This is a genomic window from Shewanella sp. SG44-2, assembly GCF_014164215.1.
In the GTDB taxonomy this organism is placed as follows: domain Bacteria; phylum Pseudomonadota; class Gammaproteobacteria; order Enterobacterales; family Shewanellaceae; genus Shewanella; species Shewanella frigidimarina.
The window spans coordinates 109,997-132,693 of sequence record NZ_JACJEU010000011.1 but is presented as its reverse complement, the minus strand read 5'-3'; the positions used below and the strand labels follow the sequence as shown (position 1 = coordinate 132,693).

Genomic DNA, 22,697 nt, shown 5'->3' with positions numbered 1-22,697 from the left:
CAGTAATAGTTCACCAGTAATAGTTCACCAGTAATAGTTATAGCCGCTATGATGATTTAGATGCTTTTAAATTAATTTTAATTCGTATCAACCTGAACGAGTTGTGAAAATGAAAGGTTTTTATATGAGATTATTCATGCTTTTAAACTCTTAAACAATAACAAGTTAAATATAGAGCTGGTTTTGTTTTTGGTTTTTATTTTTTAATTAAAATAAAATCATATAAAGTTACCAGCAATAAAGATTGCATCTAATATTTTTAACATCAGCAAAGAACTTTAATCGCTAATCCACCCAAAGAGGTTTCTCTATATTTAGAGTTCATATCCTTACCTGTTTCCATCATTGTTTCGATGACTTTATCAAGAGACACGAGAGGATCAGAAGAACGACGCAATGCCATACGTGCAGAGTTAATCGCTTTTACTGCGTTAATTCCATTACGTTCAATGCAAGGTATTTGCACTCTTCCAGATACTGGGTCGCAAGTCAGTCCCAGGTTGTGTTCCATACCAATTTCTGCAGCGATACATACTTGTTCAGGACTACCACCCAATAACTCAACAAGCCCAGCAGCAGCCATTGAACAGGCAACTCCAACCTCTCCTTGGCAGCCAACTTCCGCTCCTGAAATGGAAGCATTCTGTTTAAATAACCCACCAATAGCCCCAGATGCCGCCAGAAAACGCATATAGTCTTTCTCGGTAACTCTATGGATAAACTTGTCGTAATAAGCAATTACTGCTGGGACAATACCGCAAGCCCCATTAGTAGGTGCTGTGACAACTCGGCCTCCAGATGCATTTTCTTCGCTCACTGCAAAAGCAAACATATTGACCCAATCAATAACAGCCATAGGGTCATTAGATGTAGATTCAGAAGCCACAAGTTGTTGGCAAAGCGCAGCAGCACGACGAGGGATCCGCATTGGTCCTGGTAGTACCCCTTGGGTATTCATACCGCGATCCATAGATTCACGCATCGTTTTCCAGATATGAGTAAACTGAGCTTGAATATTACCGTCTGGGCGCAGCGATTTTTCATTCTCTAACACTAAAGAGCTAATCGATAATCCTTCAGTTTTACAATGTTTAATCAATTCTTCAGCTGTAGAATATTCATAAGGAACTTTTACTAACTGTTCCTCCTGTTTGCCGAAATTTTCTTCATCAACAATGAATCCGCCTCCGATAGAATAGTAAGTCTTGGAGAGCACTTTCTCGTTTTCTATCCATGCGTGGATTTGCATGCCATTTTCATGCAGTTTCAAATTTGTATTATGGAAGTGGATGCTTTTATTATAAGGGAAGGACACCGTATGACAGTGCATGCCTACAGGAAGCCTTTCACTTTTCTCCAGCCGTGCAATAAAACTGGGGATACTTTCGATATCGACATCTTCCGGTAGATTACCCGCTAGACCCATAATAATGGCTATATCTGTGTTGTGACCCTTTCCTGTGAGTGACAGTGCGCCATATAAATCAACAGTAATTCTAGTGATTTCTCGAAGCTTGCCTTTCGAACGTAACTCATCGATAAACTCTTTTCCTGCTTTCATTGGTCCGCCGGTATGAGAGCTTGAAGGTCCAATACCCACTTTATAAATATCGAAAACACTAATCATATTGATTCCTTTGCAAAAGCTTCTATACCTAGAAGCTTTTGTCATAGTTTATGAATGGATAGAGCTGTTAAAATATGTCGTAAAGAACAGAGCTGATAGCAGCTAAGCCGCATATAACCGTAAAAATTTGAACAGGAAGTGATGTTTTATACTTAGCCATTGCAGGAACTTTATGCATCGCAAAAACGGGCATTAAAAATAGAATCGCAGCAATCATTGGAGCGCCCACTGCCTCAATCATGCCTAAAATACTTGGGTTAACGATAGCAACCACCCATGTAGACAGCACAATGAAAGCAAGTGATGCTTTTTCAATGATATTTACTGAAGCAGTCGTCCGGCACTTAATAACCCCAACCAGACCTTCGTGCGCACCAAGGAAGTGGCCAAAATAACTGGAGGTAATTGCTGTAAACGCCACAATAGGACCCATTAGAGAAATCATTGGAGATTCATGTTCATTGGCCAGGTAAGACAGGATAGAAATATTTTGTTCTTTAGCTAATAGTAGCTGTTCCGGTGACAAAGATAGCACCACTGAAAATACAAAGAACATAACAAATCCCATCAACATCAACGCAGCACCACCTGTAATAGCGTCAGTTTTTTCTACTGCATTTTGGCCATACTTCCGACGTTGCTCTTTCGTGAACTGACTGATGATAGGGCTATGATTAAACGAAAAGACAATAAGAGGAATCGATAGCCAAATAATCGATGGCATAGATGACCATTCAGGCGAGACTTCCATCATCGAAGTATTCCAGTCTGGGATTAGATAAATCGATAGTGCCAGCAACAGAAACACTAATGGATAAACTAGAATAGAAGTGACTTTCAGCATAAGTTCTCTACCAAAAACGACACCGCCCGTCATTGCTAGAATCAATCCTCCAGATAATATCCAGCGTGGAATTGAAGCTATACCCATCTGGTTTACCATAAAGGAATCTACGGTATTAGTGATCCCCACCCCGTAAATTAGAACGATAGGAAAGATAGCAAAAAAATAGGCAAAGGAAATCAGGTTGGCACCTGTTTTACCAAAGTGTTCCTCAACTGTGTCGGTAATATTCGATTCAGGTTTCGTTGACGATAACACAAACCGAGCCAGAGACTTATGGGCGAACCATGTCATAGGAGCTGCAATTAAAGCTAAAATAACGAGAGGCCAAAAACCACCTGCTCCAGCTTTAATAGGAAGAAAAAGAACTCCCGCACCCACAGCCGTGCCGAAAAGAGAAAGGCACCAAGTAAAATCTTGATAGTTAAATCGACTCTGATCTACAGGTAAGAAGGAGTCATTTGTTAATGTTCTTGAGCTCATATTAATACACTCACTATATTGATAATAATTGATTCGACAACGGTTCTGTCTCAGATTTACCCATAGGAACTGAATCATATGGCTCTTGTTCTGCAAATATTACGGAATCCCGTTCAGTTCAGAATAATGTGCTCTGAATCAACTATCTTTGCATGCCAGTTCAATGTGTAACTTCTAATTTCATTACCACTTTTTGTTACGTTCTAAACTCGCGAATATACTTATAAATAGCATGACGAGTTATTCCTAGCCGTTCTGCAACCGTGTTTGTTGCCTCTTTAAGTTCGAAAATTCCGTTTTCAAACAGCAGTTTGGTTATGGCTTTATTTTTCCCTTTCAAGTTGATTTTTTCGTCGTTTTCAACTTGAATAATTGCATTCTCAAGCGCTTTTTCAATTAATTCACTTGGAGATGAACTAAAGTTCTCATTAACACCGATTGAAGCGCTTGCCGTCTCGGGCATTAATGTTTTAATGATTTCGGTAAATGGGTAGGATAAGTTGGCATTAACACAAAATAATCCTATTGGTTTTTCATTCTCCCCAGCGAGTACACATGTTGTAGATTTCAGTAAAGATCCGTCTTTGATTCTAGTGAAATAGCTTTTGGGTGTCGCATCTCCTGTTTTCTCAAAAGCGCGAAGCATTTTCAGACCCATATCGGTAATCGGTGAACCCACGGTTCGGCCGGTATGATGTCCGTTGACAATTTTAACGACGGAATGCTCGAAGCTTTCGAATGAATGGACCACCACTTCACAATGAGGCCCTATAAATTCCGCTACGGTTTCTGCCAAGCGGAAATTGGATTTCATAAATTCTTTGTCTTTATCTGTAAACACAATATTGAATGATTTGTATGCGTTCATAGTCATGTAAATACCACTAAAGTTAACTAAAATTGGTCTTAATTGACCATTTATATACTTTTAATGCAATTAATCGTTCGAGCTGATAAGACGTATAAGACAATAATGGTCAGATTGAGTCAATAAGATAGTTACATATAGTTAATTTTTGTGAGGTGTATTGCTATTTTTATGTGTGTAACGCTTTTTTTAGTTACATCTAGTTGACTTTAGCTTGGTGTACATAAAAATATTAACTCGAAAGAATACGGTGATATAAAGTTAAAAAAATTTAACAGACTTGATCTTGACCAATACCGAGCCTAAGACAGACGAAAGTGATCAAGCAAACCCTGGAAGGCTATTTCTATCGATTTTATTGAGCGGATAAATTTTGATCAGATTTATTGTGAATCTACATCTCTTTAGAGGAACAACAATCAAGTGCCGTTATTGGGAGTAAGTCGTTGTTTAAGGTGTGTGTAATCTCACCTGTTTGGGCTAAATTACCTTAAACCTTATTTAGTTAACTGTTATGCTTGCAAAAGTATCCTTGTTTTTGAGAGTCCGATGGATAAATCTGCTTTTTTAGATGCGATGAATATTACTCGCTGGCTCAGTGCCGATAAACCGTTAAAGCCTTACTTAGTGTTGCATGATCTCGATGCCGACTTATCTGATCAAATGTTTATTCATGATGTACTGCGTTTATTAAACGTTGATATTGATCAGTGCGAGTTTGATTGTGAAATGATCAAAGGGCCGCAGGTGATATGGGATATGCGTAAGACAAAAGTTCGTCCTCGCGTTGCTTGGGTTGTAAGTGCGCCGCTAACAGACCTTCATGCTTTGGCTGATGAAAAACGCCATTTATGGCAGCAAATATCTCAACATTTAGATAAAATCCAGCAATTAAGTAAGGGCGAGACCAATGAGCAACATTGATAGTCACTTTATTGTGCCCCTTGGCGTTGAGCATGTAACTGTAATGGCTAAGATTGAAAACCAAGCTCACACTCATCCTTGGTCCGAAACAGGCTTAAAAGAGTGTTTCGGGCCTTTATATCGAGTATTGGGTATTAAGCTGCAAGATGGTTTGTTGGGTTTTGCGATAGTACAGCAAATTATAGATGAGGCGACGTTACTCGATATTTGTGTGGCACCAGATAAACAAGGCTCAGGGTTTGGCTCGTTATTAATGCAGCAATTGATTGATGATGCGAAAGATGCGGGTGCAGTTGTGCTGATGTTAGAAGTTCGTCAGTCAAATGAGGCTGCAAAATATTTATATGAGAAAGTTGGTTTTATTGAGTCAGGCAGGCGTAAAAATTATTACCCTACAGATGATGGTTATGAAGATGCCATTTTAATGGATTTAGCATTGAGTTAATTTTTTGCGTGATTCAATTGAATACAAAAAAACAGCGCTAATTGAGCGCTGTTTTTTATTTGGGAGAAGTAAGATTACTTAACTTCTTTACCTTGAGCTTGTAAGTCTGCGTGGTAGCTTGAGCGAACAAGTGGGCCACAGGCTGCATGTGTGAAACCAAGTTCATCAGCTAACGCTTTCAACTCATCAAATTCTGCTGGTGGAACATAACGTTCAACGGGTAGATGAAATTTAGACGGTTGTAAGTATTGGCCAAGCGTGAGCATTTCTACGTTGTGAGCGCGTAAATCTCGTAATACTTCGGCTATCTCTTCGTTGGTTTCACCTAAACCCATCATTAAACCAGACTTAGTCGGAATAGTTGGATGACGCTCTTTAAAGCGTTTAAGTAGGTCTAATGACCACTGATAGTTAGCGCCTGGACGTGCTTTGCGGTAATGAGCAGGAGCCGTTTCAAGATTATGATTAAATACATCAGGAGGCTCGGTCGCTAAAATATCTAATGCGGCATCGATACGACCACGGAAATCAGGAACAAGAGTTTCAATCTTGATTTCAGGGTTTAATAAACGAATTTCGCGAATACAGTCCGCAAAGTGCTGTGCACCACCATCCCGTAAATCATCACGGTCAACAGAAGTGATCACCACATATTTTAACTTCATGTCTTTAATCGTTTGGGCTAGTTTTTTAGGCTCGTCAGCATCAGCTTTTAGCGGACGACCATGGGCCACATCACAAAAAGGGCAACGACGGGTACAGATTGCACCTAAGATCATAAAGGTTGCTGTGCCGTGGTTAAAGCATTCTGCTAAGTTAGGGCAAGATGCTTCTTCACAAACTGAGTGCAATCCGTTTTTACGTAACGCCGCTTTTATCTCGAGAATACGTTGATTTGAAGAGGGTAATTTTACTCGTAACCAATCCGGTTTACGCAGCATAGTTTCGCGCTCTGATGGCACGACTTTTACAGGAATTCGTGCGACTTTATCGGCATCACGTAATTTGACACCTGGTTGTAATCTTTCAGGCCTATTCATTATTCTGCTAATCCTTGATGATGTACAAGTTGTTGATAGCCCATAATTTGGCTAAAGGTTTGGATTAATTTATCGCCAGCTTCAAGCACAGTTTGTGGACCACCTAATGCTTTACATTGCACCATTTCTAAACCAGCATATCCGCAAGGATTGATACGCTGAAACGGGGCTAAGTCCATATCGACATTTAATGCTAAGCCGTGAAAAGAGCAGCCTTTACGGATGCGTAACCCTAAAGAGGCAATTTTTTGTTCTGTGACATAAACACCAGGAGCGTCGGCTTTTGCGTAAGCATTAATAGCGTAATAAGCGAGCATATCAATAATACTTTGCTCAATATTGTTCACTAACTGTCTAACACCTAGTTTATTACGTTTGATGTCAATAAGTGGATAAACCACTAATTGTCCTGGACCGTGGTAAGTAACTTGGCCACCGCGATCGACTTGAATAACTGGAATATCACCAGGGTTGAGTATGTGCTCGCTTTTACCTGCTTGGCCCTGGGTAAATACTGGTGGATGCTCAACAATCCAAAGTTCATCTTGGCTGTCGCTATCACGAGTGTCAGTATATTCCTGCATTGCATGCCATGTCGATTCATAGTCTTGCATACCAAGATGGCGGATGTGCAGTGTTTGTGCTTGCAAGGGCAACGTCTCCCCCAGATAAATGGTGTGTGTCCATCGAGTCAATGGTTTAATTCTTGAGTATTATACTCAAGTTTATGAGTAAAGAAGACTCTTTGGGCTCTTACAGTACGCGTTTTACACCTTCAATTGCGGCAAGATCAATATACGCTTTTTCAATATGTTCTTTGCTGGTAACTGTAATACGGATGGTCACTGAATAGTAACTGCCTTTACTTGATGCCTTCACGCTTGGAACATAATCACCGGGAGCAAGTTGTTGCGCTACAGCAACAACACGATCGGCTAGGGTATCGTCAGCATCACCAATCACTTTGAAAGGGCACGAATTAGGAAATTCCATCACTTGGTCAAACGTTGTATTTAACATTAACTTACTCGATTCTGTTTTGGTGTTACTAATATGGTGGCAATTATACCCGATTCAAGCCCAGTAGATCTTAAAAAATTAAAGCCGCTGATTAGGCGGCTTTAATTAGTTGATTCACTAATGGATTCATGAATAGATCATGTAAATCTGTTTAATTACTCAAACCAACTGGCAAACATTTGCTTAAAATAATCCATTAACTTGCTGAATAAGCCGCCTTCTTGAACTTCATTCAATGTTACTAGCGGGAACTGAGCAATGTCTTTTCCATCAAGCTGGAAAAAGACACGACCAACTGTTTCGCCTTTAGCAAGTGGGGCAGTTAGTGGCTTTGTTAACTCAAAGTTAGCCTGTAAATCTTTTGCTTTACCACGGCTAATAGTAATAGGGGTGTCGGTCATAACACCGAGATCAACTGTTTCTCTATCGCCATACCAAATTTGTTGAGTTACGAAGGTATCGCCAGCTTTGTATGGTGTAATAGTTTCGAAAAAACGGAAACCATAGTTGAGTAGTTTCTTACTCTCAGCTTTACGTGCAGATTCACTCGATGTGCCCATCACAACGCTAATAAGACGCATGCCTTCGCTGGTGCCTGAAGATACTAGGTTGTAGCCTGCACCTGATGTATGGCCAGTTTTAATACCATCAACGTTTAAGCTTTTATCCCATAACAAGCCATTACGGTTATATTGCTTAATGCCGTTATAGGTAAAAGACTTCTCTGAATACACTTTATATTCTTCAGGTACATCACGGATCAGCGCTGCACCTAAAATGGCCATATCATAAGCTGTCGTTTTATGATTTTCTGAGTCTAAACCATGAGAGTTTTCAAAGTAGCTATCCTTCATGCCTAATTGCTTGGCCCATGAATTCATTAAATCAACGAATGCACCTTCTGTACCAGCAATGTGTTCAGCCATAGCAACACAAGCATCATTACCCGATTGGATAATAATACCGCGGTTTAAGTCGTGTACTTTGACGGTTTTACCCACTTCAATGAACATTTTAGATGAGTCAGGGAAATTCTTTGCCCACGCGTTCTTGGTAATGGCTACATCATCATCTAATGAAATATTACCGACACGGATTTCATGGCCAATAACATAACTGGTCATCATTTTTGTCAGACTTGCTGGGTTTAAACTTTCGTAGGCATTTTCTTCAGCAATGACTCTGCCAGAATTATAATCCATTAGCACGTAAGCTTTAGCGGCAACACTCGGCGCATCAGGTGTCACCATAGGTGCGCGATTGGGTGTAGGACGTATATCTGGTTGTGGCGTTGCTGCGAGTGAAGAAAAACAGACAACTGATGCAAAGAGCATCGTTGTTAATTGAGCGGTTTTGGAAGTCATCATGAAGTTAGCACGTCTCTAGTTAGTCGAAGAAAAGACAAAGATCGATTGGTATAATTTTTCGATTATACATTAGTAGGCAGTCATTTCGCATTAAGGTTCATTCATCCAATGTAAATGAACCTTAATGTTACTCTTTATCACCAGTATTATGGCTTACGGTACGATAAAGCTTTGCGGATAACCATCAATTTGCACACGATCGAGCAACTTATTAGTTAGATGAATTTGTCTGATCGGGCCCAACTGCAATCTGTGCATGCCATTTATCGATGTCACGCGAGAATTCACGGCATATTTGGTTTCTAACTGCTTAGCCAACATATTTATACGCAGTTTATCTTGAGACGCTGCAACTTGAATAAAGTGATTGTCATCATCTTTTAAATCGCTTATTACTCGCTCTTCTGGTGAGGGAATATAAACGGTTTCAATGGCGACTTTTGCGGTTCCTCTGGCCAGCATGCCTAAGTGGTAAGCAGCAGCATAAGATAGATCAATCACTCGACCATGATGAAACGGTCCGCGGTCATTTACTCTAACAATAATTTGTTTATTGTTGTCTAAATTGGTCACTTTGACATAACTGGGTAATGGCAGGTTTTTATGCGCTGCAGACATAGTGTACATATCATAAGTTTCGCCATTAGAGGTTAAATGACCATGAAACTTTGAGCCATACCATGATGCATGACCTTGCTCTTTAAATCCCTTTCCGCTGTCGAGTACTTGATAGCTTTTGCCTAATACGGTGTAGTTACGATTACCTTGTCTGCTATAAGGTTCGTATTTAGGTTGGGCGTTTTTAACCAAGCTCACATCTGGTGCATCATCAGGATAACGATCGTTAGCCATTTGATAGCGGCTTTTTTTTCCAGATGAGGTTTTTTTAGCATCATTTGACGAGCAACTGATCAGTAGTGCACTGCTCAACATGATTAATAAGATGAAACGGTAATTAATTGCCATGTTGATTTACCGATTTGTGGTGGGCGTTAAGTTGTTGGCTAAACTGATAAACTGCCATTGCATATAACGGGCTGCGATTATAGCGAGTGATCACATAAAAGTTTTTAAGCCCGAGCCAGTATTCAGCGCTTTCAGCTTGATCTAGTTTAATTAACAATGCAGCTTGTGATGCATCAATATCTTGATTATCTGCCAAGCTTAATGTTGGGCTAAGAATGTCTGATACCTTGTAGTGAAGCTTTTCTTTGGTCCAAACATTCGCTTTTGGGGCTGTGCTTGATGTGTGATTTAGTAATAGCGCCACAGGCTGACCTTTTTGCCAACCGTGTTGATGAAAATAGTTAGCCACACTGCCAATAGCATCTGCTTTACTGGTTAATAAATCTCGTCGACCGTCGCCATCAAAGTCGACAGCGTAATGACGGTAGCTAGATGGAATGAATTGACCATAACCCATTGCTCCAGCATATGAGCCTTTTAAGGTGTCATTATCGAGCTTTTCTTCTTTAATCAACGACATTAAATTGGCATATTCACTGCGAAAGAACGTCGCTCGTGGTGGGTAATGAAAGCCCAACGTATATAGGGCATCTTGCACACGATAATTGCCTAAGTAACCACCATAGAATGTTTCAATGCCAATAATGGCCACTATAATTTGTGGATCGACGTTAAATTGCTTGGCTGCTTTATCGATGGTTTGCTGGTTTTCTTGCCAAAACTCTAGCCCTTTTTGCAACCGTTTGTCGGTCAAAAAAATAGGATAATATTGGTGCCAAGGTTTCGCTTCCCAAGGTTTTGATATCGCGTCAATAATGGTTTGATCGAAGCTTGAAGACGCTAAAAACTGCTCGACTTCTTGTTGCTTGAATCCTTGTTTTACTTGTTCAGCAATAAAGGTTTTCTGTAATGCTTGAGTGTCTGCTTCGGTCACTGCATTTGCGTTAAAAACAGTACCAATAAGTAATGCTAAGCTGGCGATTTGAACGGTTATCTTTGTCATGGTTAACGTTAATCCTATCTATCGACAAATCGTCTGTGGGTGTGAATGCTCATTAAAATACCAAAACCTGTCATTAAGGTCAGCATCGAGGTTCCACCATAACTGATTAGCGGCAAAGGTACACCAACCACTGGTAAGATGCCTGATACCATACCTATGTTAACAAAAACATAGACAAAAAACGTTAGGGTGATGCTTCCGGCCAATAAGCGTGCAAAACTTGTCTGTGCTCGTGAAGCGATAACCAGACCCCTGCCAATGACAAATAAATACATTGCCAGTAATACTAAACTGCCAATTAATCCGAATTCCTCACCGATCACAGCAAAGATAAAGTCGGTGTGTCGCTCAGGTAAAAACTCTAATTGTGATTGAGTCCCGTCAAGCCAACCTTTGCCCCAAAGTCCACCTGAACCAATGGCAATTTTCGATTGGATAATATGATAACCCGCGCCGAGAGGATCTTGTTCAGGATTAAACAAGGTTAATACTCGAGTACGCTGATAATCGTGCATCAAGAAAAACCATAAAACAGGTAAAAAGATCAGAATGGCGGTAACAAAGCCGCCGACAATTAACCAACTCATGCCAGATAAAAACAACACGAATACCCCAGAAGCAGCGACCAAAATGGAGGTGCCTAAATCCGGTTGTTTAGCGATGAGTAATGTTGGGATTAGTAGGATAATAACGCCACCGGCCAGATATCGCTTTTTGGGGGGCAGCGGGAACTTACTGATATACCACGCCATGGTTATGGGGAAGGCAAGTTTGATAAGCTCCGATGGCTGGAATTCCATAAACCCTAAATTTAGCCAGCGCTGAGCACCTTTATTAATGGTGCCAAATAGTTCAACGCCGATGAGTAACGCTACCCCTGCAAGATAAATAGGTAAAGCCCAACGCCTGAGGATTTCAGGATTGATTTGTGCAAAGCAAAACATCACGCCCAACGACAACGCCATACGTACAAGTTGGCGCTCCATCATCGCAGGATCTTCGCCACTGGCAGAATAAATCACAAAAAGACCAAAGCTCATTAAAATAACGATGCCGATGAGTAATGGCACATCTAAGTGTATTTTTTGCCAAAACGATTTTTGATATGCATGATTATTCACGGTTTTACCGCCCATTCGTCTCGTAAAATATACTCATCGAGCAATGCTCGTGCTAGTGGGCCTGCATTGGCGCCACCCCAGCCGGCGTTTTCTAATACCACCGCTAAAACAATACGAGGGTTTTCATAAGGTGCGTAAGCAACAACTAATGCATTATCGCGCAAGTGTTCTGCAATAGTGTTGGCATTATATTTTTGATCTTTGGCTACACTAAATACCTGCGCTGTACCCGTTTTCATTGCTGCGGTATAGGTGGCATCGGTAAAGCGAGATTTATCAGCCGTTTGACGCATAGCTTCATTGATGATGTCCCAATTGCGAGGGTCTTTAAGCTCTATTGGTACTTGCTCATCAATCGGCGAATCAATTTTAACCGTACTATTTTTAAATGATTTTAATAAATGCGGCGTAAAACGCTTGCCTTTATTTGCCATGATAGTCACCGCATTGGCAAGCTGCAGCGGCGTAGTAGTCCAATATCCTTGGCCAATACCGACCGAAATGGTATCGCCATTATACCAAGGTTGGTTGTAACGCATTCTTTTCCAGTCTCTAGATGGCATTACGCCATCTGACTCTTCAAAAATATCGATACCGGTACTTTTACCAAATCCAAAACGATCCATAAATATGGCCATTCTATCGATGCCAACCTTATAGACGAGGTCATAAAAGAAAATATCACAAGAGTCGACAATGGCATGATAGATATCTACCCAGCCATGGCCCCATTTTTTCCAGTCGCCCCATTTGCGATCGACGCCTGGCATTTGCCAATAGCCCGGATCCCAAATACGCGTGCGTTCGTTAATGATTTTTTCTTCTAACCCGAGTAACGCTACATGCGGTTTGATGGTTGATGCTGGGGAGTATTGCCCTTGGGTTGAACGATTAATTAATGGCCGCGATTTATCATTTAATAAGTCATTATAAGCTTTAGAACTAATGCCGTGAACAAAGGGATTAGGGTCATATGATGGGCTTGAAATCATGGCTAAAACACCACCATCTCTAGGATCTATAGCAACGACAGAGCCTTTTCGGCCATCTAAAAGCTCCATGGCCTTCTGCTGTAGTTTGAGATCTAACGTGAGATAGATGTCTTGTCCTGGTGTTGGCGGAGTCACTTTAAGCGTGCGGATCACTCTGCCACGATTATTGACCTCTTCTTCGAGGTGACCGGGGGTACCATGAAGTAAACTTTCATAGAATTTTTCAATGCCTTGCTTACCAATATCTTTGGTTGCGGCATAGTTTTTCCACTGACTACTTTTTTCAAGCAAGGCTTTATCTCGGCTATTAATTTTGCCGACATACCCTAATACATGAGTCATTAGTGCATTAAAGGGATAATGGCGCTTAAGGCCTGCTTCAACATAAATCCCCGGGAATTTATATTGATTAACACTAAAAATGGCGACTTGTTCGTCGGTTAATTTACTTTTAATGGTTAACGGCTTAAATCGGCGATGAAACTTTAAGGTTTCAGTAATGCTTTCGCGCTCATCTTCAGTGAGTTCAATGAAGGTATTAAGTTCGTCTAAAGTCGCAGTGATATCATCAACTTTTTCTGGAATAAGTTCTAAAGAATAATAAGGTTGGTTTTCGGCTAACAGCACGCCATGACGGTCATAAATTAACCCTCTGCTAGGCGGAGTAGGAACCACGCGGATACGGTTATCATTTGAACGAGTTTCATAGTCTTTGTAAGAGACAACTTGAAGATGATAAAGATTCGAAAATAGGATGCAGAGTAGTAAGAATACGCAAATAAAAGTGAACAATGCACGGCGTTTAAATAGCGCGGCCTCTGCGGCGTGATCATGCATGGTAATGCGCTTGTTTGGCGACACTTATGCTATCCCCGTCGTAACCAAATGAAAGGTTGAATTATAGAAGGTCACAGTATCAGCTGATGAACATGAAAAAAAGAGTTGCATGATAATCATTATCGATAAGCTTAGTTATACATGCGACTGAGTTTATTCTCTGTGATACGGATGATTGGTATTGACGCTCCAAGCTCGATATAGGCTTTCTGCCACAATAACCCTAACCAAAGGATGGGGTAAAGTGAGGGCTGATAAACACCAGCTTTGGTTGGCCGCCTCTTTGCAAGCAGGTGAAAGTCCTTCTGGGCCACCAATAAGTAAGCTGACATCTCTACCATCGAGTTGCCACTTTGTCATTTGCTCGGCAAGTTCTGGTGTTGTCCAGTTTTTACCGGGTAAATCTAAACTGACAATGTGGTTACCTTTTGCTACTGCCGCTAGCATTAATTCGCCTTCCTTATGTAAAATTCGGGCGATATCAGCATTTTTCCCGCGTTTCCCTGCTGGGATTTCGATGAGCTCCAAAGCCATATCTCTAGGGAAACGGCGTTGGTATTCTTCGAAGCCTCGGGTTACCCAATCGGGCATTTTGGTGCCAACGGCAATAAGCTGTAACTTCATTAGACGCTGTGTTCAGACCAAAGTTTTTCAAGCTCGTAGTAATCACGAGTTTGTTCTTGCATCACATGCAAAATCACTGAGCCTAAATCAACTAATACCCATTCACTGCTGTCACGACCTTCGACCCCAAGAGGTTGCACGCCAGCATTTTTTGCTGACACGATTACGTGCTCACCAATAGATCGAACGTGTGTTTTTGATGTACCAGTACAAATGATCATAGTGTCGGTAATGGTTGACCGTTTAGATACATCTATAACAGTAATATTTTTTGCTTTTAAATCATCGACTTTGTCGATAACGAAATCTTTTAGTTCGGTGCCTTGCACTCGAAGTACCTCATAAGTAAAAATTAACGGAGTATTATACTCAAATTCACTGTTGATGCGCAATTAAGCATGGCTAAACAACGATAGATTTAATTTTGTGTCCGATGCTGAGTTTACCCATAATCATAAAAGTTGAGTTAATAACTGTGCGGTTTATTGTGTTAGCGATAGAGCTGATGTTGGCGAATATATTCGGTTGTTGTTTGAGATAAAACCGTGCTGATATCAATATTTTGAGCTAACTGCTGACGTATTTCAGTTGAAGAAATATCGACTAACTGGCTGTTGATAGTGAATATTCTGCCATTTTTAGCATGGGAAGGCGAGTCAAGATAGTCTGCGGTTGCTTGTCTGAATAATAATTCTTTGGTCATTTCGCTGTTGGTGTCCATTGCCCAACCAGGGCGTTGACACAATGCAATATGGCACAGATTAAACAATGATTGCCATTGATACCACAATGGTAATTGAACAAATGAATCCATGCCCATAATGAAAAAGAATTCATCATCAGGATATTGTTGGGTGAGTAATGTGAGCGTAGTGACGCTGTAAGACGGGGTGTCGCGATTGATTTCGATATCACATAGCTTAAATTCTGGGTACTGCTGGCAAACTAACTTCACCATTTCAAGCCGGTGATGAGTACTCACTACGGTAGTATTTTTATGCGGAGGTATATGATTGGGCATTAGCCAAATCTGGTCTAAATGAAGTTGCTGTTTTACGTCTAGTGCAGGATTGATATGTCCTAGATGGATAGGGTCGAAGGTGCCACCCAAAATACCGATACGCATTCGCTGTCCTTACTTTTTGTCTCAGTCAGTTAATTCAATATGAGCTAAACGGTTATGTGCTCGTGGATCAAATAAAATGCATAAATGGCTGAGACCAATCCAATCTTCAAGCCCTTTTTGTTTGAGATTTAATTCTAATTTAGACGCAAACGCGAGCATATGTTCGATATGATCTAAATCTAATCGCGTTATTGCTGCTTGATAAAGCGGTTTACGCTTATCCCAAATTCGGTGTTGGCTCCAAAGTTTGCTCAGTTGCTCGCCATTATGGACGGCCAGTTTTAAGGTGAGCAGCAAATTTATCTCTTTGAATAAAGCCCACATTAAAATGGGCATTGCAGTGCCTTCGGCCTGCAATTGAGCCAGCATGTGCTGTGCATGTTTTTGATGGTTACCTAGAATGGCATCACAGAGTTGAAACACACTGAAACGAGATTGGTCTTCGAAATATTCACTGAGTTGTTCTGGGGTAATATTTTGCTTAGGACTGAGCAGTTGTAGCAATTGCATCGCTTGTTCAGCCGCCAATAAGTTACCTTCAAATAGCGTAAATAACATGGCTTTTGCATCATGGTGAACCGTGAGTTCATAATGAGTAATACGACTGTCTAACCAGCGTTCAAACTGTTTACCTTCAGGCGTGGTGCAGGGTAGGTATATACCTTTGGCATCGAGTGATTTAAACCATTTGCTATTGGTTTGCTCTGCACTGGCTTTGGGGCCTTGGATAACCAATAACATATCTGGATTAGGGTGTTGCAACAGCGTTTGAAATGCTGCGGCTCCTTCCATGCCTGGTTTACCTTGCGGCAGGGTTAACTCAATAATCCGTCGGCTGGCAAATAAGCTCATTGCTTGCCATTCTTGGACTAAATCTCCCCAGTTAAAACCGGTTTCTTGGCTTAACTGTACACGCTCTTCAAAGCCTTGTTTTTTAGCGGCGTTGAGGATCAATTGTTTACTGTTTTCGATTAACCATGGGTCATCACCAAACAGTAAAAAGCATTGCGGTAGTGGTTTGAGATGTTGCTTGAGTTGATCAGGATAAACCCGCATTACTCTGCCCCGATTGACGCCAGAGTTTGGATAATATAATCGGCTGCCTGTACGCGCATTTCTTTAACCAACAACTCCATTTCACGGCTTTTTGCTAATGCAGTACGAGGATCGTCTTGATAATCTCGGCGGATTTCAGTATCAAAATCTTGTGGCTCTTGTCCTGGTAAAGTAACCGAATAATGCACTAAGTAGATCAGCTCATATTCTGCGACATTTCCTGTGGGATAAAGTGACAGTGTGGCACGTTCGAGAGAGTCGTTAATTAACCGTAACGTAGGTGTTTTTTCTGCTGCATCGACAAGGCTAATACGGTTGATCCGTAATCTGTCACGAACTAAGCGAGTTAACTCACTGTATTCATCGCTGCTGCTTAAATGCAATTCGGCCAATTCGGCAGGGATGGAGTAACTGCGTTGGAGTTTGAAGCCGCATCCTGCAGTGGTCAGTAGCACCAATGTCATTATGGCTAAACAGATTTTTTTGGCTAGCATAGTGAGGGGAGGCATCCTTGTTTATTTGCATGGTTAAATAAATAACTTACCGCGGTGTAACCCGCGGTAAGTTAACACTGAAGCGTTAACGTTATCACCCTAATTTCGGAGGCTGACGAGCCTCCTCATTAAGACAACTTAGTTAGCAACAATACTTAATAGTTTGCCGGGCACGTAAATGACTTTACGAACCGTTAACCCTTCAGTGTGTTTTTGTACGTGCTCATCACTCATGCCTAATGCTTCTACATCTTCTTTTGATGCATCAGCAGCAACAGTAATTTTTGCGCGAACCTTTCCGTTTACTTGTACCACAATGAGCTTGCTGTCTTCGACTAACGCAGACTCATCGACTTCAGGCCAACGGCTATCTTCAATGTCGCCTTCGTTACCTAACTCATTCCATAACGTAAACGTCATATGCGGAACAATAGGGTAAAGCAAACGCGTTACAGCAGACAAAGCTTCAGCAAGTAACGCTCGGTCTTGAGCCGTTTCTTGTGAGGCTTTCAGTAAATGGTTCATTAGTTCCATTACTGAGGCTACTGCTGTGTTAAACATTTGACGACGTGCAATGTCATCGCTGACTTTGGCAATGGTCTTATGTAATTCACGGCGCAATGCTTTTTGATCGGCATTTAATTTGCTGGTATCTAATGCTTCAGTTTTACCTGCAGCAACATGATCGCTAGCCAATTTCCAGAAACGTTTAATGAAGCGATGTGCTCCTTCAACGCCTGACTCTTGCCATTCCAGGGTTAATTCTGGTGGCGAGGCAAACATCATGAATAAACGTACGGTATCAGCACCGTATTTTTCCACCATGACTTGTGGATCGATACCGTTATTTTTCGATTTAGACATCTTACTCATGCCGGTGTAAACCAGTTCATGACCTTGATTGTCTATCGCTTTAATGATGCGGCCTTTGTCGTCTTTTTCTACCACAGTCACTTCTAAAGGTGATACCCAAACTCGGGCGCCTTTTTCGTTGGTGTAGTAATACGCATCTGCTAATACCATGCCTTGAGTCAGTAATTGCTTTGCGGGCTCATCACTGTTGACTAAGCCTGCGTCACGCAGCAACTTATGGAAAAAGCGGAAATACAACAAATGCATACAAGCATGTTCGATACCGCCAATGTACTGATCTACTGGTAACCAGTAGTTAGCTTTAGCAGGATCTAACATTTCGTCTGCGTGAGGACTACAGTAACGTGCGTAGTACCAAGACGATTCCATAAAGGTATCAAAGGTATCTGTTTCGCGTGTTGCTGGCTGACCGTTGACTGTGGTTTCGGCCCAAGCCTTATCGGCTTTAATTGGACTTTGAATACCGTCCATTACCACATCTTCTGGCAAAATAACTGGCAGTTGATCTTCAGGTGTTGGCACAACAGTACCATCGGCGAGGGTCACCATCGGGATAGGAGCACCCCAGTAACGCTGACGAGAAACACCCCAATCGCGTAAACGATAATTGACTTGGCGTTTGCCTTTACCTTCTGCGGTTAATCTAGCATCAATAGCTTCAAAAGCTGCTTGGAAGTCTAAACCGTCTAGCTCAGGGAATGCATCGCCCGAATTAAACACCACACCTTTTTCGGTGTAAGCTTCTTTGCTAACGTCTACTTCGCCATCTACTGGCTTAATGACCGCTTCAATCGCAAGCTGGTATTTAGTCGCAAATTCATAATCGCGTTGATCATGAGCTGGAACTGACATTACCGCGCCTGTGCCGTAATTCATCAATACAAAGTTAGCGACCCAAATAGGTACTAACTTGCCACTAATAGGATGAATCGCTTGTAAACCTGTCGCGACGCCTTTTTTCTCCATCGAAGCCATCGCAGCTTCAGTGGTATCAGCATTTTTACATTCTTCTAAAAATGCGGCTAATTCAGGGTTACTCTGCGCAGACTGTTCAGCTAATGGGTGACCAGCTGCAATAGCTACATAAGTCACACCCATTAAGGTATCAGGACGAGTGGTGTAGATATCAAACGATGCATCACTGTCAGCAACGGCAAAGGTCATTTCAATCCCTTCACTGCGACCAATCCAGTTACGCTGCATGGCTTTAACCTGTTCAGGCCAGCCATCTAACGTGTCGATGTCGTTAAGCAATTCTTCAGCATAATCAGTGATTTTAATAAACCACTGAGGAATTTCTTTCTGAATTACTTCAGTATCACAGCGCCAACAACAACCATCTTGTACTTGCTCGTTTGCGAGTACGGTTTCATCGTTTGGACACCAGTTTACTGATGAGGTTTTTTTATACACTAAACCTTTGGCATACAACTGAGTGAAGAACCATTGTTCCCAACGATAGTACTCAGGGGTACAGGTAGCAATTTCACGACTCCAGTCATAACCAAAGCCCAATAGCTTGAGTTGGTTCTTCATGTAGTCGATATTTTCGTATGTCCACGGTGCCGGCGACGTCTTATTATTGATCGCGGCATTTTCTGCAGGCAGACCAAATGAGTCCCAACCAATCGGTTGCAAAACATTTTTACCTTGCAAACGTTGATATCGTGCCACTACATCGCCTATTGTGTAGTTACGGACGTGGCCCATGTGAAGACGACCTGATGGATACGGAAACATTGAAAGACAATAGAATTTCTCTTTGCTTTCATCTTCAGTAACTTCAAAGGTTTTATGTTCGTGCCAGTGCTTTTGCACTAAGGCTTCAATTTCTGAGGGATTATATAGCTCTTGCATCAATCTATTTCCGGCCATGCCGCCCATTGTTTGATCTAACGCTCAGCAGCGCGATTTATAACTGCATAGAATAAACCAGAAGTGATCTATTAAAAAGGTGCGTATTAAGGAGTATTACTTATGAGTGGAAAAAGTTCAGCACTATTAGCCTTATATCAGTCACTATTCGAACAGGTGAAAACCACGTTTGAGCAAGATAACTCATTGACAGCTAAAAGTTTGTTTAAGTCAGTGACCCAGGGTAAAGACTATCTAAAACTTAAATCTCATGCAGATGAAGAAGAGCTCGCTTTAGTAGAAGAATTTTTAAAGCGTGACATTGCAGCCTTCTTAAGTGAGGAAAATGCCGATAATTTGAGTTTTAGTCCAATGGTAATTGGGATTGAGAATACATTATGGCAGTGGTTGAGCGAAATAACTGATCGTAGCCAAGTGGAGTGGCATGAACTTTTACAAGATTTTAAACATCATGGTGTGTATAAGTCTGGAGAAATTATTAACCAAGGTAAACTGACCTGTAATAAGTGTGGTCACCAAATGCAAATCGATTTTCCTGGGGTGATCCCCGATTGCCCAAAATGTGATTACAATGAGTTTTCACGGGAGCCGTTAACACCATAATCCGTTAGGTGAATGCTTAAAACTCTACTCGGTAATGGTAGTGACTTGCACTGCTGTTACCGATCATTTCATCATAAGCAGTCTGAATTTCTATCATGGCATAATGAATGCCTTGTTGTTTCAGTAATACTTCAGCTTGTTTGATTGAGTGAAGACTCAGCTGTTTCCCTGCTTTATTGCGAACACTGTAAAAATTTCCCCGAAGGTCTTCAACACCGAGCAAATAATGATTTGAGTCGGCATAACTAATAATCGTGGGATGCTTAGTTTGTTGGGATATGGCTAATTTTATTTCAGATAATTGCATCGTAACTTCCATCAATAGTCGTTTATCGAGGGCATTACGAAGCAAGCTCGAGTTTAGTTTTATATCGAAAGCTTATTTTGAACATCTACAAGTATTTAAAGATGGTTGTAGATTAGCAACCACTTACTACAGTTTGATATTCAGGTGCTGTATTTGCATCTGCGGCTTGAGTGTAAGAGAAGTAACAATTGTCATTGATGACTTGGCCATTATCATCTTTATCGTATCCGATATAAGTAACAGCAATTCCTTGATATTGTATGGTAAAAGCGTCATCCACAATGATCCATTTTTCAATGTCCGTGTTGTCTAAATAGCCCCATTTTAACCGAGTTTCAAATACACCGTCGCTGTCGATATCAATATCGATTAAGTCATCGCGGTTTGTGACAGCCTGCACTCGTAAACTCGTCATTTTTGAACGGGCATAAACTAGGGTGTTGGCTGTTTTAATGCTGCCCATGAGGCCTGATAGAGTGCTCTGTCTCGCTTCGGTACTCAAACCAATAAATTTAGGCGCTGCAACCATCGCTAAAATACCAAGGATAATGATGACCACAACTAACTCTATTAAGGTAAATCCTTTTGAGAGAACCTGCGTTTTGAGTTGAATCGATTGTGACATCAAATTATCTCGTTATTTCCGTAAGACGTTTCTGACACCAAATAGCATTAATAAACCACACAGTATCAGCAAGGGGAGTTGACCTATTTTTCTAAACCAAGTTTCACCTTGATAAAGCGCAACATTGGTTACTAACACCCCAGTTTCAAACTGCGGGATAGCATCGGTAATTCGTCCATGCGGATCAACGACTGCAGTAATGCCATTATTGGTACCACGCAGTAATGGTTTACCCATTTCAATGGCACGCATTTGGGCTATTTCCATGTGCTGTAATGGCCCGTTAGATGTGCCAAACCAGGCATCGTTTGATACGGTGAGCAGCATATCTGTTTCGTTTGTAACGCTTGCTCTTACTTGCTCTGGGAAGGCAATTTCGTAACAAATAGCCGGTGCTAAATGGTAACCCAGTGCAATTAAATTAGGTTGAGTGTAGTCACCACGTTGAAATGATGACATCGGTAAATTAAAAAACGGTGCAATAGGGCGTAATAAATCCCCTAATGGTACGAATTCACCAATTGGCAGTAAGTGATGTTTTTTAAACTCATTTGTGCCACCGACAATATAGTCAGCACTTTGCTGCTGCTTCTGATGATGATTACCCAATACGATTAATGAGTTATAAAAATCTTTTTGCTGGTGGCTAATAATGCCAGTAATAATCGCCGTGTTATTCATATTGGCGACTTGATTGGCATTCAATAAAAAGTCTTCCACCATGGCTTCTGGTGCAGGAATGGCAGCTTCTGGCCAAATAACGATATCGACACTAGAGGCATCATCAAATTGCTCACGGGTAAGATCCATGTATTTAAGCATGGTAGGCCACAACGCATCTGGCTCCCACTTCATGCTTTGAGGGATATTCCCTTGCACTAATGCCACTTTAACTGTTTTACCACTGGCTGATATTGGGTTGAGTTGTGGTGCAGCCCAAGCGCTTAATGCCAAAATGGGTAATATGATTAACACTGGGAACACGCGCTTTTGTGTTAACAGCATCAGTGAGCCTGCAACCAGAGCCACCACAAAGCTCAGTCCTAACGCACCAATAAAGCTGGCAAATTCACTAAGAGGCCCTAATGTTTGGCTGTAACCAGCCCAAATCCAAGGGAAGCCTGTCAGTACCCATCCTCTTAACCATTCGGTTAGTACCCATAAGGCGGGGAATAATCCTAGATAGGTTAAATAAGGATTTAAGGTGTGCTTAGCTGTACGTGATAACTTGTTGAGCAAGTATCCTGTTATTGCGGGATAAATTGCCAGATACAGTGCCAGTAAAGCCATTAAGGTTATCGACACAAAAATGGGCATCCCACCAAAGGTGTCAATACTGACATGCACCCAACTAATGCCAATGGCAAAGCAGCCAAAACCGAAACTAAGCCAGTAATATAAACTTTGCTTGGCGGTTAATGTATGACTCTGCCATAGGGCAAAACTCAATGCTAAAGGAAATATGGCCCAAATTTCATAAGGCGCAAACGAAAGTGCCGTACTGGCGCCAGCAATAAATGCCGTCACCAGACGAACAATACTCAAAGAAGAGTGTAAAGGTTGAGTTTTTAGCACGA

General features: G+C 41.4%; 23 protein-coding genes. 3 read left to right on the top strand and 20 right to left on the bottom strand.

The annotated features are described in order from the left end of the window. Positions 1 to 265 precede the first annotated feature (265 nt). The 3 genes from H5181_RS10950 to H5181_RS10940 form a co-directional block, all read right to left on the bottom strand. Positions 266 to 1,627: an L-serine ammonia-lyase gene (locus H5181_RS10950; protein ID WP_182751008.1), complete on the bottom strand. Its 1,362-nt coding sequence runs from the start codon at positions 1,625 to 1,627 to the stop codon at positions 266 to 268. 67 nt (positions 1,628 to 1,694) lie between these two features. Further along, positions 1,695 to 2,954, bottom strand: a complete 1,260-nt coding sequence (locus tag H5181_RS10945; RefSeq protein WP_011636171.1) for an aromatic amino acid transport family protein — start codon at positions 2,952 to 2,954, stop codon at positions 1,695 to 1,697. Between the two features lie 196 nt (positions 2,955 to 3,150). Then, on the bottom strand, positions 3,151 to 3,828 hold the full coding sequence (locus H5181_RS10940; RefSeq protein ID WP_011636172.1) for a transcriptional regulator: 678 nt from the start codon (positions 3,826 to 3,828) through the stop codon (positions 3,151 to 3,153). Positions 3,829 to 4,371: 543 nt separating this feature from the next. Between H5181_RS10940 and H5181_RS10935 the strand changes: the two genes are divergently transcribed. Beyond that, the gene (locus tag H5181_RS10935) at positions 4,372 to 4,746 is read left to right on the top strand and encodes a hypothetical protein (protein ID WP_011636173.1); all 375 of its coding nucleotides are present in this window, start codon (positions 4,372 to 4,374) and stop codon (positions 4,744 to 4,746) included. Then, positions 4,733 to 5,191, top strand: coding sequence for a ribosomal protein S18-alanine N-acetyltransferase (rimI, locus tag H5181_RS10930; protein ID WP_123777348.1), 459 nt, complete (start codon positions 4,733 to 4,735; stop codon positions 5,189 to 5,191). Before H5181_RS10935 ends, rimI begins: the two co-directional genes overlap by 14 nt. 74 nt (positions 5,192 to 5,265) lie before the next feature. On the opposite strand, the gene lipA is transcribed toward rimI, so the two are convergent. The 14 genes from lipA to leuS form a co-directional block, all read right to left on the bottom strand. Further along, on the bottom strand, positions 5,266 to 6,231 hold the full coding sequence (lipA, locus tag H5181_RS10925; protein WP_011636175.1) for a lipoyl synthase: 966 nt from the start codon (positions 6,229 to 6,231) through the stop codon (positions 5,266 to 5,268). Beyond that, positions 6,231 to 6,881, bottom strand: coding sequence for a lipoyl(octanoyl) transferase LipB (lipB, locus tag H5181_RS10920; protein WP_011636176.1), 651 nt, complete (start codon positions 6,879 to 6,881; stop codon positions 6,231 to 6,233). Before lipB ends, lipA begins: the two co-directional genes overlap by 1 nt. Positions 6,882 to 6,984: 103 nt before the next feature. Then, positions 6,985 to 7,251: a DUF493 family protein YbeD gene (ybeD, locus tag H5181_RS10915; RefSeq protein ID WP_011636177.1), complete on the bottom strand. Its 267-nt coding sequence runs from the start codon at positions 7,249 to 7,251 to the stop codon at positions 6,985 to 6,987. Positions 7,252 to 7,406: 155 nt separating this feature from the next. Further along, the gene (locus H5181_RS10910) at positions 7,407 to 8,615 is read right to left on the bottom strand and encodes a serine hydrolase (RefSeq protein WP_041413365.1); all 1,209 of its coding nucleotides are present in this window, start codon (positions 8,613 to 8,615) and stop codon (positions 7,407 to 7,409) included. 156 nt (positions 8,616 to 8,771) lie between these two features. Further along, positions 8,772 to 9,584, bottom strand: a complete 813-nt coding sequence (locus tag H5181_RS10905; protein ID WP_011636179.1) for a septal ring lytic transglycosylase RlpA family protein — start codon at positions 9,582 to 9,584, stop codon at positions 8,772 to 8,774. Continuing rightward, positions 9,574 to 10,587 (bottom strand): lytic murein transglycosylase B, encoded by a 1,014-nt coding sequence (gene mltB / locus H5181_RS10900; RefSeq protein ID WP_011636180.1) that lies wholly within the window; start codon positions 10,585 to 10,587, stop codon positions 9,574 to 9,576. The genes H5181_RS10905 and mltB overlap by 11 nt, the downstream gene beginning before the upstream one ends. A gap of 14 nt (positions 10,588 to 10,601) precedes the next feature. Then, positions 10,602 to 11,723: a rod shape-determining protein RodA gene (rodA, locus tag H5181_RS10895; protein ID WP_011636181.1), complete on the bottom strand. Its 1,122-nt coding sequence runs from the start codon at positions 11,721 to 11,723 to the stop codon at positions 10,602 to 10,604. Then, positions 11,705 to 13,561, bottom strand: coding sequence for a penicillin-binding protein 2 (mrdA, locus tag H5181_RS10890; RefSeq protein WP_011636182.1), 1,857 nt, complete (start codon positions 13,559 to 13,561; stop codon positions 11,705 to 11,707). Before mrdA ends, rodA begins: the two co-directional genes overlap by 19 nt. A gap of 129 nt (positions 13,562 to 13,690) precedes the next feature. Beyond that, positions 13,691 to 14,161: a 23S rRNA (pseudouridine(1915)-N(3))-methyltransferase RlmH gene (gene rlmH / locus H5181_RS10885; protein WP_011636183.1), complete on the bottom strand. Its 471-nt coding sequence runs from the start codon at positions 14,159 to 14,161 to the stop codon at positions 13,691 to 13,693. After that, complete coding sequence (gene rsfS / locus H5181_RS10880) at positions 14,161 to 14,490, bottom strand: ribosome silencing factor (protein WP_011636184.1); 330 nt, start codon at positions 14,488 to 14,490, stop codon at positions 14,161 to 14,163. The genes rlmH and rsfS overlap by 1 nt, the downstream gene beginning before the upstream one ends. Positions 14,491 to 14,651: 161 nt before the next feature. Next, complete coding sequence (gene nadD, locus H5181_RS10875; RefSeq protein WP_011636185.1) at positions 14,652 to 15,287, bottom strand: nicotinate-nucleotide adenylyltransferase; 636 nt, start codon at positions 15,285 to 15,287, stop codon at positions 14,652 to 14,654. 21 nt (positions 15,288 to 15,308) lie between these two features. Beyond that, a complete protein-coding gene (holA, locus tag H5181_RS10870; RefSeq protein ID WP_102036013.1) occupies positions 15,309 to 16,343 on the bottom strand; it encodes a DNA polymerase III subunit delta in 1,035 nt (344 codons plus the stop codon). Further along, positions 16,343 to 16,837: an LPS assembly lipoprotein LptE gene (gene lptE / locus H5181_RS10865; RefSeq protein WP_059744816.1), complete on the bottom strand. Its 495-nt coding sequence runs from the start codon at positions 16,835 to 16,837 to the stop codon at positions 16,343 to 16,345. Before lptE ends, holA begins: the two co-directional genes overlap by 1 nt. Positions 16,838 to 16,975: 138 nt before the next feature. Further along, positions 16,976 to 19,567, bottom strand: coding sequence for a leucine--tRNA ligase (gene leuS / locus H5181_RS10860; protein WP_182751007.1), 2,592 nt, complete (start codon positions 19,565 to 19,567; stop codon positions 16,976 to 16,978). 120 nt (positions 19,568 to 19,687) lie between these two features. On the opposite strand from leuS, the gene H5181_RS10855 reads away from it, so the two are divergent. Then, positions 19,688 to 20,188 (top strand): zinc ribbon-containing protein, encoded by a 501-nt coding sequence (locus H5181_RS10855; protein WP_011636189.1) that lies wholly within the window; start codon positions 19,688 to 19,690, stop codon positions 20,186 to 20,188. Between the two features lie 16 nt (positions 20,189 to 20,204). Here the strand turns inward: H5181_RS10855 and H5181_RS10850 are convergent, their stop codons facing one another. The 3 genes from H5181_RS10850 to lnt all read right to left on the bottom strand — a co-directional run bounded on the left by H5181_RS10850 (position 20,205) and on the right by lnt (position 22,695). Next, positions 20,205 to 20,495: a DUF6482 family protein gene (locus H5181_RS10850; RefSeq protein ID WP_041412776.1), complete on the bottom strand. Its 291-nt coding sequence runs from the start codon at positions 20,493 to 20,495 to the stop codon at positions 20,205 to 20,207. A gap of 112 nt (positions 20,496 to 20,607) precedes the next feature. Continuing rightward, complete coding sequence (locus tag H5181_RS10845; RefSeq protein ID WP_182751006.1) at positions 20,608 to 21,120, bottom strand: type II secretion system protein; 513 nt, start codon at positions 21,118 to 21,120, stop codon at positions 20,608 to 20,610. Positions 21,121 to 21,132: 12 nt separating this feature from the next. Beyond that, complete coding sequence (gene lnt, locus H5181_RS10840; RefSeq protein WP_011636192.1) at positions 21,133 to 22,695, bottom strand: apolipoprotein N-acyltransferase; 1,563 nt, start codon at positions 22,693 to 22,695, stop codon at positions 21,133 to 21,135. Between the last annotated feature and the right edge of the window lie 2 nt (positions 22,696 to 22,697).

What these genes read in the sequence shown, in the direction of transcription:
- H5181_RS10950 (WP_182751008.1), bottom strand. Translation starts at nt 1,627, where the DNA reads ATGATTAGTGTTTTCGATATTTATAAAGTGGGTATTGGACCTTCAAGC.
- H5181_RS10945 (WP_011636171.1), bottom strand. Translation starts at nt 2,954, where the DNA reads ATGAGCTCAAGAACATTAACAAATGACTCCTTCTTACCTGTAGATCAG.
- H5181_RS10940 (WP_011636172.1), bottom strand. Translation starts at nt 3,828, where the DNA reads ATGACTATGAACGCATACAAATCATTCAATATTGTGTTTACAGATAAA.
- H5181_RS10935 (WP_011636173.1), top strand. Translation starts at nt 4,372, where the DNA reads ATGGATAAATCTGCTTTTTTAGATGCGATGAATATTACTCGCTGGCTC.
- rimI (WP_123777348.1), top strand. Translation starts at nt 4,733, where the DNA reads ATGAGCAACATTGATAGTCACTTTATTGTGCCCCTTGGCGTTGAGCAT.
- lipA (WP_011636175.1), bottom strand. Translation starts at nt 6,231, where the DNA reads ATGAATAGGCCTGAAAGATTACAACCAGGTGTCAAATTACGTGATGCC.
- ybeD (WP_011636177.1), bottom strand. Translation starts at nt 7,251, where the DNA reads ATGTTAAATACAACGTTTGACCAAGTGATGGAATTTCCTAATTCGTGC.
- H5181_RS10910 (WP_041413365.1), bottom strand. Translation starts at nt 8,615, where the DNA reads ATGACTTCCAAAACCGCTCAATTAACAACGATGCTCTTTGCATCAGTT.
- H5181_RS10905 (WP_011636179.1), bottom strand. Translation starts at nt 9,584, where the DNA reads ATGGCAATTAATTACCGTTTCATCTTATTAATCATGTTGAGCAGTGCA.
- mltB (WP_011636180.1), bottom strand. Translation starts at nt 10,587, where the DNA reads ATGACAAAGATAACCGTTCAAATCGCCAGCTTAGCATTACTTATTGGT.
- rodA (WP_011636181.1), bottom strand. Translation starts at nt 11,723, where the DNA reads ATGGGCGGTAAAACCGTGAATAATCATGCATATCAAAAATCGTTTTGG.
- rlmH (WP_011636183.1), bottom strand. Translation starts at nt 14,161, where the DNA reads ATGAAGTTACAGCTTATTGCCGTTGGCACCAAAATGCCCGATTGGGTA.
- nadD (WP_011636185.1), bottom strand. Translation starts at nt 15,287, where the DNA reads ATGCGTATCGGTATTTTGGGTGGCACCTTCGACCCTATCCATCTAGGA.
- holA (WP_102036013.1), bottom strand. Translation starts at nt 16,343, where the DNA reads ATGCGGGTTTATCCTGATCAACTCAAGCAACATCTCAAACCACTACCG.
- lptE (WP_059744816.1), bottom strand. Translation starts at nt 16,837, where the DNA reads ATGCTAGCCAAAAAAATCTGTTTAGCCATAATGACATTGGTGCTACTG.
- leuS (WP_182751007.1), bottom strand. Translation starts at nt 19,567, where the DNA reads ATGCAAGAGCTATATAATCCCTCAGAAATTGAAGCCTTAGTGCAAAAG.
- H5181_RS10855 (WP_011636189.1), top strand. Translation starts at nt 19,688, where the DNA reads ATGAGTGGAAAAAGTTCAGCACTATTAGCCTTATATCAGTCACTATTC.
- H5181_RS10850 (WP_041412776.1), bottom strand. Translation starts at nt 20,495, where the DNA reads ATGCAATTATCTGAAATAAAATTAGCCATATCCCAACAAACTAAGCAT.
- H5181_RS10845 (WP_182751006.1), bottom strand. Translation starts at nt 21,120, where the DNA reads ATGTCACAATCGATTCAACTCAAAACGCAGGTTCTCTCAAAAGGATTT.